The sequence below is a fragment of the Amycolatopsis regifaucium genome (assembly GCF_001613935.1).
Taxonomy (GTDB): Bacteria; Actinomycetota; Actinomycetes; order Mycobacteriales; family Pseudonocardiaceae; genus Amycolatopsis; species Amycolatopsis regifaucium.
Map to the genome: position 1 here is coordinate 833,130 of NZ_LQCI01000034.1, position 15,303 is coordinate 848,432.

Genomic DNA, 15,303 nt, shown 5'->3' on the forward strand with positions numbered 1-15,303 from the left:
GACGGCCGGCAGTCCCCGCGTACTGGCAGGTGTGCGGGGGACTCAAGTCAGTAAGAAGGAACAAACGAAATGCCACCCAAGAAGAAGAAGCTTGCGGCGATCATCAAGCTGCAGATCAAGGCGGGTGCGGCCAACCCCGCGCCGCCGGTCGGCCCCGCGCTGGGTCAGCACGGCGTCAACATCATGGAGTTCTGCAAGGCCTACAACGCCGCGACCGAGTCGCAGCGCGGGGACGTCGTCCCGGTCGAGATCTCCGTGTACGAAGACCGCTCGTTCGACTTCAAGCTCAAGACGCCGCCGGCCGCGAAGCTGCTGCTGAAGGCCGCGGGCGTGGAGAAGGGCTCCGGCGAGCCGCACAAGACCAAGGTCGCCAAGGTCACCTGGGACCAGGTCCGCGACATCGCGAAGACCAAGGAATCCGACCTGAACGCGCACGACATCGACCAGGCCGCGAAGATCATCGCCGGCACCGCCCGCTCGATGGGCATCACGGTCGTCGACTGAGCTTCACCCCGCACCACCGTGGGAGAGCCAGGGCTGGCTCCAACACCACACTGATCCGTTGAAGAGTTAAGGACAGAAGTAATGCCCAAGCACAGCAAGGCCTACCGTCAGGCTCTTGAGCTGGTGGACCGCGAGCGGCTCTACGCCCCGCTCGAGGCCGCGAAGCTGGCCAAGGAGACCTCCAAGTCGAAGATGGACGCCACCGTCGAGGTCGCCATGCGCCTCGGTGTCGATCCTCGTAAGGCCGACCAGATGGTCCGCGGCACCGTGAACCTGCCGCACGGCACCGGTAAGACCGCTCGCGTCATCGTTTTCGCCGTTGGTGACAAGGCCGCCGAGGCCGAAGCCGCCGGCGCTGACGCGGTCGGCACCGACGAACTGATCGAGCGCATCCAGGGTGGCTGGCTCGACTTCGACGCCGCGATCGCGACGCCGGACCAGATGGCGAAGGTCGGGCGTATCGCCCGCATCCTCGGCCCGCGTGGCCTCATGCCGAACCCGAAGACCGGCACCGTGACCCCCGCGGTCGCGAAGGCCGTCTCGGACATCAAGGGCGGTAAGATCAACTTCCGCGTCGACAAGCAGGCCAACCTGCACTTCGTGATCGGCAAGGTCTCGTTCGACACCGAGAAGCTGGTGGAGAACTACGCGGCCGCGCTGGACGAGGTCCTGCGGGCCAAGCCGTCGTCGGCGAAGGGCCGTTACCTGCGGAAGGTCGTCGTCTCCACGACGATGGGCCCGGGTATCCCGGTCGACCCCGCCCGTACTCGCAACCTCCTTTCCGAGGACGCGTAACGCTGAGTCGCACATCACTGACAAAGGGGCGGTCCCGCTACAGCGGGGCCGCCCCTTTGTCGTGTTTGCTGGAGGGCATGCCTACCTTCGCGTCGTTCGACGGGCTCCAGCTGAGCTACACCGTGTGGGAGGGCGAAGGGCGCCCGGTGCTGCTGCAACACGGTTTCGCCGCCGATACGAACGCCAACTGGATCGCGCCCGGCGTCGTCGCCACCCTGCAGCAGGCGGGGCTGACCGTGATCGGCCTCGACGCGCGCGGGCACGGCCGGTCGGCGAAGCCGCACGATGAGGCGAGTTACGGCGACGACGCGATGGTCCGCGACGTGTCCACGTTGCTCGACGTACTGGGCCTCGACGAGGTGTCGATGGTCGGCTACTCGATGGGCGCGATGATCGCGCTCGGCGCGGTGGCCGCCGACCCGCGGATCCGCTGCCTCGCGATCGGCGGAGTCGGCTCGGGCATCGTCGACTTCGGCGGCGTGGACACGCGAGTCGTCACGCCGGAAGCGATCAGCGAGGCACTGCTCGCTCCGGACCCTTCGACGCTTCCGCCGTCTTCAGCGCCTTTCAGGGCTCTTGCCGAGGCTCTCCGCGCGGACCGCGTCGCTCTCGCGGCCGTCGCGCGCGGAACAGCGAACCCGAAACTGGACCTGACGGCGATCGCCGTCCCGACCCTGGTCCTGGCCGGAGAAACCGATCCGCTGGCCGCCGAGCCCGAACGCCTGGCCGCCGCCATCGCGGGCGCCCGCCTCGTCCGCGTTCCCGGCGATCACATGACCGCCGTCATGCACCCCGGCTTCGGCTCCGCCCTCGCCGGCTTCCTCACCTCGCACGACCTCTGACCCGCGTCGCCTTTAGCGGACTAAACGCGATCAGCTGGGCGTGGTGGAGGGGGACAGCGGAGGGCACGCCTTGGGGCCGGGGGCGTGTTCGGTGATCAGCCACTGGCCGTTCTGCACCGTTGAGACGGTGAAGTCGCCGAGAGCAGGGCCGCCTGTGATGATGAAATCGCAGGACTTCACGAGCACACTTGCGCCCGGCGGCCAGCCCGACCGCTTCGAGATCGACTCCGCGTAGTCGTTGACCTTCCCGGGCTTGACCTCGGTGTGGAGTTTCTCGACGGCATCTCGACAATCTTTGGCGTTGACGTCGATGGCGAATTGCTGCTGAGTGCGCTCTTCGAACTTGCCGCAGACCAGGGCGACCATGCTCTTTTCTCCCGCCCCGTGCTGAGCGATCCCGTCGTAGACACTGCGAACGGCTTCGTAGGGGGAGGCGCTGGTAAGGATCTTGTTCGTCTTATAGGTGCCGCCGCCTTCCGCGGCGACTTGTTCCGACGTCTTGCCCTCGTCATCGGGGAAGATCTGCCGGTAGGCGATGGTGGCCCCGACGCAGATCAGCACGATCACGATCACCCAGGCGAGCAGCTTCCCGCCCAGTCGTCGCAACCACCGCGGCACGCGCTGGCGAGGAGCAGGGACGAGCTCACCGGGCGGCGGTCCCGGAGGCACCGGCGGTTGCCCGCCGTAGTGCTGGGTCACGGGCTGCGCGGGTTGCGAAGGCACCAGGCCCTGCTGCTGTGCCTCGGTGAACTTCAGATAGTCCTGGAACTGCTGAAACTGCTGGAACTGGCGCAGTTGCTCCTCGTCCAGCCGAGGCGCGGGCTGACCTCCCGCCTTGGGCTCGATGTCCGTGCCGGGCTCGTTGCCCGGCTTTCCGTCATCACGCTGCTCCGCCACGTCACCATGATGCCCCGCGAGCCCTCCTGTGCACTCCGCCGGTCGCGTTTAGCCCGCTGAACGCGACTTCAGAGGGGGTGCGTCGAGGAGCGAAAAGGGGTCACGTATCCTTGTCAAGGTTCTACCGAAGACCGCTGGTCTTCTCCCGGTCATCTGGCCTGGAGAACGAAGGCCCCGCTAGGGCGGGCGACCCGCGCAGGAGGAACGAGGCTCGCCCGTGACGTACGTCGTCGCGTGCCCTGACGCCCCGCGCCTGTCTGCGCTGGGGCGTTTCGTCGTTTCAGGGCTCTCAAGGCCAGTGGACCACTAGCCAAGAGAGGAGGCGACCATGGCGAAGCCCGACAAGGAGGCGGCCGTCGCCGAGATCGCGGAGAGCTTCCGCAGCAGCTCGGCCACAGTCGTTACCCAGTACACCGGCCTCTCCGTGTCCCAGCTGTCCCAGCTGCGCCGCGCTCTCGGCACCAGTGCCAAGTACCGGGTCGCGAAGAACACCCTCGTCAAGCGTGCCGCCACGGACGCGGGCATCGAGGGCCTTGAAGACCTGTTCGTCGGCCCGACCGCCATCGCCTTCGTCGAGGGTGAAGCTGTTGACGCCGCGAAGGCGCTTCGCGACTTCGCGAAGGACAACAACGCGCTTGTGATCAAGGGCGGCTTCATGGACGGCAAGACGCTGTCCGTGGACGAGATCAACCAGATCGCCGATCTCGACAGCCGTGAGGTCCTGCTCGCCAAGGCGGCGGGCGCGTTCAAGGCGAAGCTGTCCCAGGCCGCCGCGCTGTTCCAGGCGCCGGCGTCCCAGGTCGCTCGCCTGGCTGCCGCGCTGGAGGACAAGCAGCGCAACGCCGGTACCGAAGCAGCCGAAGCACCCGCCGAGAGCTGAACACCCCCCACCCCGAACTTTTAGTTCGTTTCAGAGAGGAAAGCCACCATGGCGAAGCTGAGCACCACCGAGCTGATCGACGCCTTCAAGGAGCTCACCCTTCTTGAGCTGTCCGAGTTCGTCAAGGAATTCGAGACCACCTTCGACGTGACCGCGGCCGCCCCGGCTGCCGTCGTCGCCGCCGCCCCGGGTGCCGCCCCGGCCGCGGCCGCCGAGGAGCAGGACGAGTTCGACGTCGTCCTCGAGTCGGCCGGCGACAAGAAGATCCAGGTCATCAAGGTCGTCCGTGAGGTCGTCTCGGGCCTGGGCCTGAAGGAGGCCAAGGAGCTGGTCGAGGCCGCTCCCAAGGCCCTCCTGGAGAAGGTCGACAAGGAGGCCGCCGAGGCCGCCAAGGAGAAGCTCGAGGCTGCTGGCGCCAAGATCACCATCAAGTGATCCCGGGCGCGACAGCGCCTACCGCAGCAACGCCGAAGGGGCGGGCATCCACCACGGATGCCCGCCCCTTCGCTGTCTCCCGCCCCGCCCCCGTGTCGACTTTCGCCCCCTGATCGCGACGCGTAGCCACGCTAAGTACCTGAGCGCGCCCAGGGCACCGGATCGCGTTTAGCCCGCTAACCGCGACACGGGGCGGCGCCCGGCGGCGGGGAGCGGCAGCGCGCCTGACCTGCGTTTAGCCCCCTAATCGTGATGCGCGCAGCGCGCCGACCTGGGCGGGGACCGAGTTGTGGATCTGCGAGCGGGGGTGACGTGCACTACGGTGCTGCCAGCGGTGCACGGGCCGACAGCGGCTGCGCGAAAAGTTACCCGCGGGTCTGGCCAGAAAAGAAAACTGGTGAGTAACCTGTTCGCACTCAGCTCGTTGCACCTGGTTGACGCGGGTATCGCTGCGCGGACGCGTGCGCTCTCTCGAGCCAGTGGCACGGGAAGGCAGTGCGCGACGACGCGGAACAGCTCCTGGAGGTGCGATGGGTGCCGAGGTGGTCATCGAAGGTCTTTCGAAGTCCTTCGGTAAGCAGGCCATCTGGCGGGACGTCACGCTGACCCTGCCCCCGGGCGAGGTCTCGGCGATGCTCGGTCCGTCCGGAACCGGTAAGTCCGTCTTTCTGAAGTCGATGATCGGTCTGCTCAAGCCGGACCGCGGCCGGTGCATGATCAACGGCGTCGACATCGTGACGTGCTCCGAACACCAGCTCTACGAGGTGCGCAAGCTCTTCGGCGTCCTCTTCCAGGACGGCGCGCTGTTCGGGTCGATGAACCTCTACGACAACGTGGCCTTCCCGCTGCGCGAGCACACGAAGAAGTCGGAGACCGAGGTCCGCCGGATCGTCCTCGAAAAGCTCGAGATGACCGGTCTCAACGGCGCCGACAAGAAGCTGCCCGGCGAGATCTCCGGCGGTATGCGCAAGCGCGCCGGTCTCGCCCGTGCCCTGGTGCTCGACCCGCAGATCATCCTGGTCGACGAGCCGGACTCGGGCCTCGACCCGGTCCGCACCACCTACATCTCCCAGCTCTTCCTCGACGTCAACGCGCAGATCGACGCGACGTTCCTGATCGTCACGCACAACATCAACCTCGCCCGCACCGTGCCGGACAACCTGGGCATGCTCTTCCGCAAGGAACTGGTCATGTTCGGTCCGCGCGAGGTGCTGCTGACCAGCGAGGAGCCGGTTGTCAAGCAGTTCCTCAACGGCAAGATGGACGGCCCCATCGGCATGAGCGAGGAGAAGGACTCGGCCCAGCTCGCCGCCGAGCGCGCCATGTTCGAGGCCGGTCACCACGCGGGCGGTGTCGAGGACGTATCCGGGGTGCCGCCGCAGATGCAGCCCACCCCGGGCGTGCCGACGCGGATGGGCGCGGTCCGTCGCAAGGACCGCGTCATGCAGATCCTGCACGGCCTTCCGCACGAGGCACAGCAGAGCATCATCGAGTCGCTTTCGCCGGAGGAGCAGCAGCGCTACGGCGTCCGCTCCGAGCGGCTCGCGACCGCCGGGCACCGGTCGGCGCCCACCGACACGTCGATCCCGAACCACCACCAGGGGCAGCTGCCCGACGATCAGGTCGCCCACATCCCGCACCCCGGGAGACCGGGCAACCACCGCTTGCGGCCACATGATCCGGGGTCAGGTGGCGCGTGAGTTCCTCCGCTTCATCGGCGAAGATTCCCGGGATCGGCATGGTGCGCGAGACCGGGAACCTGTTCGCTCTCGGCCTCGACATCGTTCGTGGCATCTTCCAGCGCCCGTTCCAGCTGCGGGAGTTCATCCAGCAGGCCTGGTTCATCGCCAGCGTCACGATCCTCCCGACGGCGCTCGTCGCGATCCCGTTCGGCGCGGTCATCTCTTTGCAGTTCGGCTCCCTCGCCCGCCAGCTCGGCGCCCAGTCCTACACGGGCGCCGGGTCGGTGCTGGCCACCGTGCAGCAGGCCAGCCCGCTGGTCACCGCGTTGCTGGTCGCGGGTGCCGGCGGTAGTGCCGTCTGCGCCGACATCGGCGCGCGGACGATCCGTGAAGAGATCGACGCGATGGAGGTGCTGGGCGTCTCCGCGGTCCAGCGCCTGATCGTGCCGCGTGTCCTCGCGATGATGCTGGTGGCGCTCCTGCTCAACGGCATGGTCAGCGTCATCGGCGTGCTCGGCGGCTACTTCTTCAACGTCGTACTCCAGGGCGGGACGCCGGGCGCGTACCTGGCGAGCTTCTCCGCGCTGGCCCAATTGCCCGACCTCTGGGTCGGCGAACTGAAGGCGCTGATCTTCGGCTTCATCGCCGCTGTCGTCGCCTCCTACCGGGGACTGAACCCGTCCGGCGGCCCGAAGGGCGTCGGCGACGCGGTCAACCAGTCGGTCGTCATCACGTTCCTCATGCTGTTCGTGGTGAATTTCGTGATCACACTGATCTACCTGCAGATCGTGCCCGGAAAGCTGGACTGACGCATGACCTTTCTCCAAGGCGCCAAGCGGGTCGCCAACCGTCCATTGCAGACTCTGGACACTCTCGGCGACCAGATGTCGTTCTACGGCCGCGCGTTGCTGTGGACGCCGCGGACGTTGCGCCGCTACATGAAAGAGGTCCTGCGGCTGCTGGCCGAGGTGAGCTTCGGTTCCGGCTCGCTCGCGGTCATCGGCGGCACGGTCGGCGTGATGGTCGGCCTGACCCTGTTCACCGGCGTGCTAGTCGGTCTGCAGGGCTACTCGGCGCTGAACTCGATCGGCACTTCGGCCTTCACCGGCTTCCTCACCGCGTTCTTCAACACCCGTGAGATCGCGCCGCTTGTCGCGGGCCTCGCGCTTTCCGCGACGGTCGGCGCCGGGTTCACCGCGCAGCTGGGCGCGATGCGGATCTCGGAGGAGATCGACGCGCTCGAGGTGATGGGCGTCCCGAGCCTGCCGTACCTGGTGACCACGCGGATCATCGCCGGTTTCGTCGCGGTCATCCCGCTGTACGTCATCGGGCTGCTGAGTTCGTATCTCGCGTCCCGGTTGGTCGTTATCTACATCTACAACCAGTCAGCGGGTACCTACGACCATTACTTCGACCTGTTCCTACCTCCGCAGGATGTGTTGTATTCGTTCATCAAGGTGCTGTTGTTCAGCGTCTTGATCATCCTGTCCCATTGTTACTTCGGTTACCGGGCCTCCGGCGGCCCCGCCGGTGTCGGCGTGGCGGTCGGCAAGGCGGTCCGGCTGAGCATCGTCACGGTGTCCATCATGAACTTCTTCATCGGTTTCGCGATCTGGGGAACCGACGTCACGGTGAGGATCGCAGGATGATCGCGACACTGCGGCGCAGGCTGCTGGGCCTGCTGTTGGTCGCCGTGATCGTCGGCGGCGTGGCGCTGAGTATCGCGCTGTACGAAAAGGCGTTCACGCCGGTGGTGAGCGTGAAGCTCCAATCGGACAGCATCGGGAACCAGTTGCTGAAACAGTCCGACGTGAAGGTCCGCGGTCTCATCGTGGGTTCGGTGCAGGACATCGCCGCGACGCCGGACGGCGCCGAACTCACGCTCGCGCTGAAGCCCGAATCGGCGAAACTGATCCCGCAGAACGTTTCGGCGCGATTCCTGCCGAAGACGTTGTTCGGTGAGCGGTTCGTCTCCCTCGAGATCCCGGACGCGCCGTCGGCGAAGACGATCAGCGAAGGCGACGTGATCACCCAGGACCGCACGTCCAGCGCGGTCGAACTGGAGCAGGCTTTCGCTCACCTGATGCCGGTCCTGCAGGCGGTCCAGCCGCAGAAGCTGTCGAGCACGCTTTCGGCGATCTCGACCGCCCTCAACGGCCGCGGCGACCAGCTCGGTGACACCCTCGCGCAGCTCGGCAGCTACGTCGGCGACCTGAACCCGCACGAGCCCCAGCTCCAGCAGAACCTCAAGGAGCTCGCGAAGTTCTCGGACAATCTCAACGCCGTCGCCCCGGATCTGGTGCGGACGCTGGACAACCTGAGCACCACCACGCGCACGGTCGTCGACCAGAAACTGAACCTGGCGAACCTCTACGGCAGCGTCACCCAGGCCTCGGTCGACCTGCAGACCTTCCTGCGGAACAACGCCGACAACCTGATCCGCCTCGCCGACACGGCCCGCCCGACGGCGGAACTGCTGGCGAAGTACTCGCCGGAGTACCCGTGCGTGATCGGGCAGATGGCCGACAACCTGCCGAAGATCGACAAGGCCCTCGGCAAGGGCACGAACCGGCCCGGTCTGCACGCGACCATCGAGGTCACCGTCAACCGCGGCCCGTACCTGCCGGGCAAGGACGAGCCGCGGTTCGAGGACAAACGCGGTCCGCGCTGCTACGACCTGAAGCAGTTCCCGGACCCGTTCCCGCAGTATCCGCCGGACGGTCCGATCAAGGACGGCAGCACGGTCAAACCGCCCGCCCGCTCGGCCAACGACGGCCTCTCGCCGTCCAACGGCTTCGCGAACTACGGCGGCTACAACGGGAACGGCGGCGGCGCGCCCGCGGGTGACCCGTCGTACAGCACCTCGGAATCCGACTTCCTCGCGCAGCTGGTCGCCCCGCAGGTCGGCATGTCCGCCGCGGACGTGCCCGGCTGGGGCTCGCTGCTCGTCGGTCCGCTCTACCGCGGAGCGGAGGTGCATGTCCAGTGAGGGGATTGCTCGCACCGCTGATCAAGCTCTGCGTCTTCGTCGTGGTCACCGTGCTGTTCACGACGATCCTCGGGATCAGCATCGCCAACATCAACACCACCAGCACGAACGCCTACAAGGCGCGCTTCAGCGACGCGACCCTGTTGCTGCCCAACGACGACGTCCGCATCGCGGGCGTCAGGGTCGGGCAGGTCAAGGACGTCCGCATCGTCGACCGGCGCCAGGCCGAGGTCGAGTTCGAAGTGGACGCCGGCCGCAAGCTGCCCGCCGGGGTGACCGCGCAGATCAAGTTCCGGAACCTGGTCGGCCAGCGTTATGTCTCCCTCGGGCAGGGCACCGACTCCTCCGGCAAGACCCTGGAGCCCGGCGGCAACATCCCGCTCGAGCGGACCACGCCGGCGCTCGACCTGACGCAGTTGTTCAACGGGTTCAAGCCGCTGTTCACCGCGCTCAACCCGGACGACATCAACAAGCTGTCCTACGAGGTCATCCAGGTCCTGCAGGGCGAGGGCGGCACGATCGAAAGCCTGCTGAAGCACACCGCGTCGCTGGCGACCACGATCTCCGACAAGGACCAGGTGATCGGTGAGGTCATCGACAACCTGAACTCGGTGCTCGACACGGTCAACGCGCATACGCCGCAGCTGAACGACCTGATCGTCAAATTGCAGCAGCTGGTCTCCGGGCTGGCCGCGGACCGCGAGCCGATCGGTGACGCCATCGACTCGCTCGGCACCTTGGCGCAGACGACGTCCGGCCTGCTCGGTGAGGCCCGCGAGCCGCTGAAGCAGGACATCGCCGCGCTCGGCACGCTGTCGAAGAACCTCAACGACAGCCAGCCGATCGTCGAGCACTTCATCCAGTTCCTGCCGCAGAAGGTGACGGCGCTGACCCGCACCGCCGACTACGGGTCCTGGTTCAACTTCTTCGCCTGTGAAATGACAGGAGCCGTCGCCCTGCCTCCGCTGATCAACGAACCGATCAACCTGCCGCTGCTGCCGGTGAACCGGGCGAGGTGCACGGCATGAAGTCGTTCCAGAAACGCAATCCGGTCCCGATCGCGCTGGTCGGCATCTCGGTGCTGCTGCTCGGTTTCCTCGCCGCGCTCAACTCCGACGACCTGCCGGTGATCGGCGGCGGGACGACCTACAGCGCGGACTTCTCCGAGACCTCGGGTCTGCAGGAGGACAACGACGTCCGCGTCGCCGGCGTGAAGGTCGGCAAAGTCTCCGAGATCAAGCTCGACGGCGACAAGGTCCGGATCTCCTTCAAGGTCAAGGACGCCTGGCTCGGCGACAAGACCAGCGCGGCGATCAAGATCAAGACCGTGCTCGGCCAGAAGTACCTGGCGCTCGACCCGCAAGGGCAGCGCACGCTCGACCCGAGCGCCACCATCCCGCGTGAGCGCACGATGTCGCCGTTCGACGTCCTCGACGCCTTCCGCGGGCTTTCGCAGACGGTCGACAACATCGACACCGCCCAGCTGGCCAAGAGCTTCGACGTCATCTCGGAGACCTTCGCCGACACCCCGGCCGACGTGAAGGGCGCCCTCACCGGCCTTTCGCGCCTCTCGGACACGATCGCTTCCCGGGACTCGCAGCTGGCGAGTCTGCTGGCCAACACGCGGCAGGTCTCGCAAACGCTCGTCGACCGCGACGCCGAGTTCCAGAAACTCCTGTCCGATGGCAACAAGCTGCTCGGCGAGGTGTCCCGCCGCAAGGAGGCGATCTCCGCGCTGCTGGACGGCTCGCGCAACCTCGCCACCCAGCTCAAGGGCCTGGTCGACGACAACGACGCGCAGCTCGACCCGGTGCTCACCCAGCTCGACCAGCTGACCTCGATGCTGCAGCGCAACCAGGACGCGCTCGGCCAGGGCATCGCGCGGTTCGCGCCGTTCATCCGGGTGTTCACCAACACGATCGGCAACGGCCGCTGGTTCGACAACTACATCTGCGGACTGGTCCTGCCGTCGTTCGGCCCGATCAACGAGAAGGGGTGCTACGAGAAATGAGTACCCGTCTCGGAGACAGCCTCGCCCGCGGCCTCACCATCGCGATCGTGCTCGCGCTGGTGGTCGCCGGCGCGCTGTGGTGGACGCTCAAGGACGCCGGCCGCAACCATCTGACCGCCTACTTCGCCGGTGCCGTCGGGCTGTACGAGGGCAACAGCGTCCGGATGCTCGGCGTCGAAATGGGCACGGTCACCAGGATCCAGCCGATGGGCAACCAGGTCCGCGTCGAACTCGAATACGACCGTTCGGTGGCGGTGCCCGCGGACGCGAAGGCGATCATCGTGTCGCCGTCGCTGGTCAGCGACCGCTACGTGCAGCTGGCCCCGGCCTACAAGGGCGGCCCGCGCATCGACGACGGCGCCGTCATCGGCCTCGACCGCACCGAGGTCCCGCTGGAGGTCGACGAACTCGCGGCCAGCCTCTCGCGGGTCAGCAAGTCGCTCGGCCCCGACGGCGCCAACAAGAACGGTTCACTGTCGAACCTGCTCGACACCGCCGCGAAGAACTTCGACGGCAACGGGCAGGCGCTGCACGACACGATCACCAAACTCGGCCAGGCGGCGGGCACGTTGTCCGGCAACTCCGGCGACCTGTTCAAGACGGTCGAGAACCTCGGCTCCTTCTCGCAGACGTTGGTGAACAGCGACAAACAGGTCCGCGATTTCGAGCGGCAGCTCGCCGACGTCAGCGGTTTCCTCGCTGGGGAGCGGGAAAACCTCGCGGCCACGGTGAAGCAGCTGTCCGACACGCTCACCGCGGTGCAGGCGTTCATCGAGAAGAACCGCGACCGACTGAAGTCCAATGTGGACAAGCTGGCCAGCGTGACCAAGGTGCTCGTCGACCAGCGCGGCGCGCTCGCCGAGGTCCTCGACGTCGCCCCGGTCGGCCTCGGGAACCTGGTCAACACCTACAACGCGTCGTCGGGCACGCTCGACGCGCGGGCCAACCTGAACGAACTCACCCAGCCGCCGCTGGTGATGGTGTGCAACCTGCTGAAGCAGACCCCGGACGCGCTCGACGCGCTCGGTGACGCGTGCAAGGGGATCGCCGGGCTGGTCGACGGGCTGGTGCCGCTGCCGTCGATCGCGCAGGTGATCCAGTCGTCGCAGGCGGGCCAGTTGCCGCCGCTTCCGCTCCCCATCGCCGGTCAGCTCTACGGAACGGCGGCGAAGTGAACATGAAGAGGTCTCTCGCTCTCATCGCTTCCGGAACGGTCGCCGCGCTGACGTTGAGCGGGTGCGGGTTCAGCGGGATCTACGACATCCCGCTGCCCGGTGGCGCCGAACTCGGCGACCACCCGTACACGGTCAAGGTGCAGTTCCGGGACGTGCTCGATTTGACCCCGCAGGCCGGGGTGAAGGTCAATGAGGTGTCCATCGGCCGGGTCGAGGCGATCGGGCTGACGCCGGACGGCTGGAACGCCGAGGTCACCCTCCGGGTCAACGGCAATGTGAAGCTCCCGGCGAACGCGCTGGCCAACGTCCGGCAGTCGAGCCTGCTCGGCGAGAAGTACGTCGAGCTGGCCGCACCGTCGGACGGTCAAGGCAAACTCGCCGACGACGCGGTCATCCCGCTGGCACGGACGAACCGCAGCGTCGAGGTCGAAGAGCTGCTCGGCGCGCTTTCGCTGCTGCTCAACGGAGGTGGGGTCGAACAGCTCAACACCATCACCAAGGAACTCAACAACGCCACGAGCGGCCGCTCGCCGGAACTCAAGGCGTTGCTGAACAACACCAACCAGCTGGTGACGAACCTGGACAAGCAGTCCGCGAACATCACGCGGGCACTCGACGGGCTGAACCGGCTCTCCCTCACGCTGAACGGCCAGAAGGACAAGCTGGTCGGCGCGGTCGACAACCTCGGCCCCGGACTCGGGGTGCTGGAGCAGCAACGCGGCCAGCTGGTGACCATGCTGAACGCGCTCAACAGCCTCTCCGGCGTCGCCGTCGACACGGTGAACAAGAGCAAGGAAGATCTCGTGGCCGACCTCAAGGCGCTGCAGCCGACGCTGCAGAAGCTCGGCGAGGCGGGCTCGGATCTGCCCAAGGCACTGGAGATCCTGCTGACCTTCCCGTTCAGTGACGCCGCCTACGACGGCGTCAAGGGCGACTACTTCAACCTGTTCGCGAAGATCGACCTGAACCTGAACGAGATCCTCAAGAATCTCGGCCGCAGCCGGCAGAATCCGCTCCAGGACGTCGTCCCGGTGCCGGGGCTGACCGGCGGCACCGAGGGGCCGGGCGTGAACCCGCCGCTGCCGATCCCGGACAGCGTCGGGGGCGTCGGCGGCGGCCAGGTGAGTGCGCCGCAGAGCGGCGGACAGCCGCGACAAACCGGACCCGCCGGTATCTTCGGCCTGCTCTCGGGAGGTGCGGGCTGATGCTGGTCCGGAGGACGAAGATCCAGTTGGTCATGTTCGCGATCATCTCCGTGGTCGCCATCGTGTACGCGCTGATCCGGTTCGCCGGGCTCGGCTCGGTCTTCGGCGACGAGGGCTACACGGTGAAGCTCGAACTCAAGCAGTCGGGCGGCATCTTCTCCAACGCCGAGGTCACCTACCGCGGCTTCAACATCGGTCGCGTCGGCGAACTGCGCCTGACCAAGAGCGGGCTGGAGGCCGATCTCAACATCGCGCCCGACGCCCCGCAGGTGCCCGCCGATCTGGACGCCGTCGTCGCGAACCGGTCCGCGGTCGGCGAGCAGTTCGTCGACCTGCGGCCCAAGAACGAGAACGGGCCGTTCCTGCGGCCGGGTTCGGTCATCCCGGCGGACAAGGTCAAGACCCCGGTGCCCACCGAACAGCTCATCGGCGACCTCGACAGCCTCGCGGCGTCGGTGCCGACCGATTCGCTGCGCAAGGTCGTCGACGAGTCGTACAACGCCTTCAACGGCACCGGCCCGGACCTGCAGCGGCTGCTCGACACCGCGCGCAGCTTCACCACGACCGCGCAGGAGTACCTGCCGCAGACGATCCAGCTGCTGGAAAAGGGCGGGCAGGTCCTCGAAACGCAGAACGACATGGCGAGCTCGATGAAGTCGTTCAGCGCGGACCTCGAAAAACTGTCCGGCCAGCTGAAGAACTCCGACGCCGACATCCGCAAGCTGATCGGGATCACCCCGCAGGTGGCGACCCAGATCAGCGAGGTGCTGGCGGAATCGGGGCCGGGACTGGGCGCGCTGACGGCGAACCTGCTCACGACGGCGAACCTGCTCGTGACGCGGCTCGACGGGCTCGAGCAGGGGCTGGTGACCTATCCGATGCTCGCGGCGGGCGCCAACACCGTCGCCAACGACGGCACCGCGCATCTGGGCCTCGCGCTCAACCTGTTCAACCCGCCTTCGTGCACCAAGGGCTACATCGGCCTGGACAAGTACCGCGAAGGCACCGACACGACGCCGCGCCCGCCGAAGGACGACGCGTACTGCGCCGAGCCGAAGGGCAGCCCGATCAACGTGCGCGGTTCGCAGAACGTGCCGTACAACGGGGTCCCGCAGATCCCGTCGCAGGGCGACGTCGCCGCGAACGCCGGACGGTCGGCCGAGGAGCTGGCCAGCCTGCGCGCGGCACAGGGCATGCCGAGCGTCCTGCAGAGCCCGGGCGTCAGCCTGGCCAGCCTCGGCGCCTTGCTGGGACTGCCCGGCTGAGCCCGAGACCGTATACCTACCCTGGAGTGTCATGAGTTCTTCTCGATCGTGGACCTCGCCGCGAACGCTGGTGCTGGGCGCCGCGGCGTTCGCGCTGGCCGCCCTGCTCGCCGCGGGCCTGTTCGGGATCCAGTGGGCGGTGGCGGCCTCGGACGACAACGCCGACCTGGCGCGTTCGCGGGACGAAGTGGTGAAGGCCGGTGGCACCGCGATCAAGGCCTACACCGAGGTCGACTTCGAGAACCTCGACGAGTTCTTCAACCGGCAGAAGGCCGTCTCCGACGACAAGATGAGCCAGCAGCTGGCCCAGCTGGAGTCGACCTACCGCAAGGCGCTCGGCGACGCGAAGACCAAGGTCGCGACCACGATCCAGGACATCGCGGTCGAGGAACTCGACGACCACGAAGGCAAGGCGAGCTTCCTCGCCGCCATCACCACCCAGGTCACCCAGGGCGACAAGGCGAGCTCGAAGGCGTTGCGCCTGGAGGTCTCGATGACCAGGGTCGGCGATGAGTGGAAGCTGTCCGGGATCGACAACGTGCCCCTCGTCGCGGCCGGCCAGTAAAGCGTCACCTAGAACGGAGCCTCGTAGTGCCCCCCTCCCGTCGCCAGCCTCCTCGCAG

Annotated in this window: 16 protein-coding genes; 15 read left to right on the top strand and 1 reads right to left on the bottom strand. The window is 67.1% G+C overall.

Going from position 1 to position 15,303, the window contains the following annotated elements:
* The first annotated feature begins 69 nt into the window (after positions 1-69).
* From rplK to AVL48_RS27865, 3 genes are all read left to right on the top strand, one after another.
* The gene (gene rplK / locus AVL48_RS27855) at positions 70-504 is read left to right on the top strand and encodes a 50S ribosomal protein L11 (protein WP_020633284.1); all 435 of its coding nucleotides are present in this window, start codon (positions 70-72) and stop codon (positions 502-504) included.
* A gap of 81 nt (positions 505-585) precedes the next feature.
* Entirely contained in the window at positions 586-1,299 is a 714-nt protein-coding gene (gene rplA / locus AVL48_RS27860; RefSeq protein WP_061979985.1) for a 50S ribosomal protein L1, read from the top strand.
* A gap of 77 nt (positions 1,300-1,376) precedes the next feature.
* Positions 1,377-2,141 carry an alpha/beta fold hydrolase gene (locus tag AVL48_RS27865; protein ID WP_061979984.1) on the top strand — a complete coding sequence of 255 codons (765 nt, stop codon included), beginning with the start codon at positions 1,377-1,379 and terminating at the stop codon, positions 2,139-2,141.
* 30 nt (positions 2,142-2,171) lie between these two features.
* On the opposite strand, the gene AVL48_RS27870 is transcribed toward AVL48_RS27865, so the two are convergent.
* On the bottom strand, positions 2,172-3,038 hold the full coding sequence (locus AVL48_RS27870; protein ID WP_061979983.1) for a hypothetical protein: 867 nt from the start codon (positions 3,036-3,038) through the stop codon (positions 2,172-2,174).
* 328 nt (positions 3,039-3,366) lie between these two features.
* Here AVL48_RS27870 and rplJ point away from each other — a divergent pair, with 328 nt between their 5' ends.
* From rplJ to AVL48_RS27930, 12 genes are all read left to right on the top strand, one after another.
* Positions 3,367-3,918, top strand: a complete 552-nt coding sequence (rplJ, locus tag AVL48_RS27875; RefSeq protein WP_061979982.1) for a 50S ribosomal protein L10 — start codon at positions 3,367-3,369, stop codon at positions 3,916-3,918.
* Between the two features lie 48 nt (positions 3,919-3,966).
* Complete coding sequence (gene rplL / locus AVL48_RS27880; RefSeq protein WP_061979981.1) at positions 3,967-4,353, top strand: 50S ribosomal protein L7/L12; 387 nt, start codon at positions 3,967-3,969, stop codon at positions 4,351-4,353.
* A 530-nt stretch (positions 4,354-4,883) separates the two neighbouring features.
* Positions 4,884-6,053, top strand: a complete 1,170-nt coding sequence (locus AVL48_RS27885) for an ABC transporter ATP-binding protein (protein ID WP_061979980.1) — start codon at positions 4,884-4,886, stop codon at positions 6,051-6,053.
* Between the two features lie 38 nt (positions 6,054-6,091).
* Positions 6,092-6,844 carry an MlaE family ABC transporter permease gene (locus AVL48_RS27890; RefSeq protein WP_125732839.1) on the top strand — a complete coding sequence of 251 codons (753 nt, stop codon included), beginning with the start codon at positions 6,092-6,094 and terminating at the stop codon, positions 6,842-6,844.
* 3 nt (positions 6,845-6,847) lie between these two features.
* Positions 6,848-7,684, top strand: coding sequence for an MlaE family ABC transporter permease (locus AVL48_RS27895; protein ID WP_037314104.1), 837 nt, complete (start codon positions 6,848-6,850; stop codon positions 7,682-7,684).
* Positions 7,681-9,024 (top strand): MCE family protein, encoded by a 1,344-nt coding sequence (locus AVL48_RS27900; RefSeq protein ID WP_082857778.1) that lies wholly within the window; start codon positions 7,681-7,683, stop codon positions 9,022-9,024. The genes AVL48_RS27895 and AVL48_RS27900 overlap by 4 nt, the downstream gene beginning before the upstream one ends.
* The gene (locus AVL48_RS27905; RefSeq protein ID WP_061979978.1) at positions 9,021-10,052 is read left to right on the top strand and encodes an MCE family protein; all 1,032 of its coding nucleotides are present in this window, start codon (positions 9,021-9,023) and stop codon (positions 10,050-10,052) included. Before AVL48_RS27900 ends, AVL48_RS27905 begins: the two co-directional genes overlap by 4 nt.
* Positions 10,049-11,035: an MCE family protein gene (locus AVL48_RS27910; RefSeq protein WP_061980572.1), complete on the top strand. Its 987-nt coding sequence runs from the start codon at positions 10,049-10,051 to the stop codon at positions 11,033-11,035. The genes AVL48_RS27905 and AVL48_RS27910 overlap by 4 nt, the downstream gene beginning before the upstream one ends.
* Positions 11,032-12,210, top strand: coding sequence for an MCE family protein (locus tag AVL48_RS27915; protein ID WP_061979977.1), 1,179 nt, complete (start codon positions 11,032-11,034; stop codon positions 12,208-12,210). Before AVL48_RS27910 ends, AVL48_RS27915 begins: the two co-directional genes overlap by 4 nt.
* A 2-nt stretch (positions 12,211-12,212) precedes the next feature.
* Complete coding sequence (locus tag AVL48_RS27920; protein ID WP_061979976.1) at positions 12,213-13,415, top strand: MCE family protein; 1,203 nt, start codon at positions 12,213-12,215, stop codon at positions 13,413-13,415.
* Entirely contained in the window at positions 13,415-14,680 is a 1,266-nt protein-coding gene (locus tag AVL48_RS27925; RefSeq protein ID WP_061979975.1) for an MCE family protein, read from the top strand. Before AVL48_RS27920 ends, AVL48_RS27925 begins: the two co-directional genes overlap by 1 nt.
* Before the next feature lie 31 nt (positions 14,681-14,711).
* Positions 14,712-15,245: a hypothetical protein gene (locus AVL48_RS27930; protein WP_061979974.1), complete on the top strand. Its 534-nt coding sequence runs from the start codon at positions 14,712-14,714 to the stop codon at positions 15,243-15,245.
* Positions 15,246-15,303: the final 58 nt, after the last annotated feature.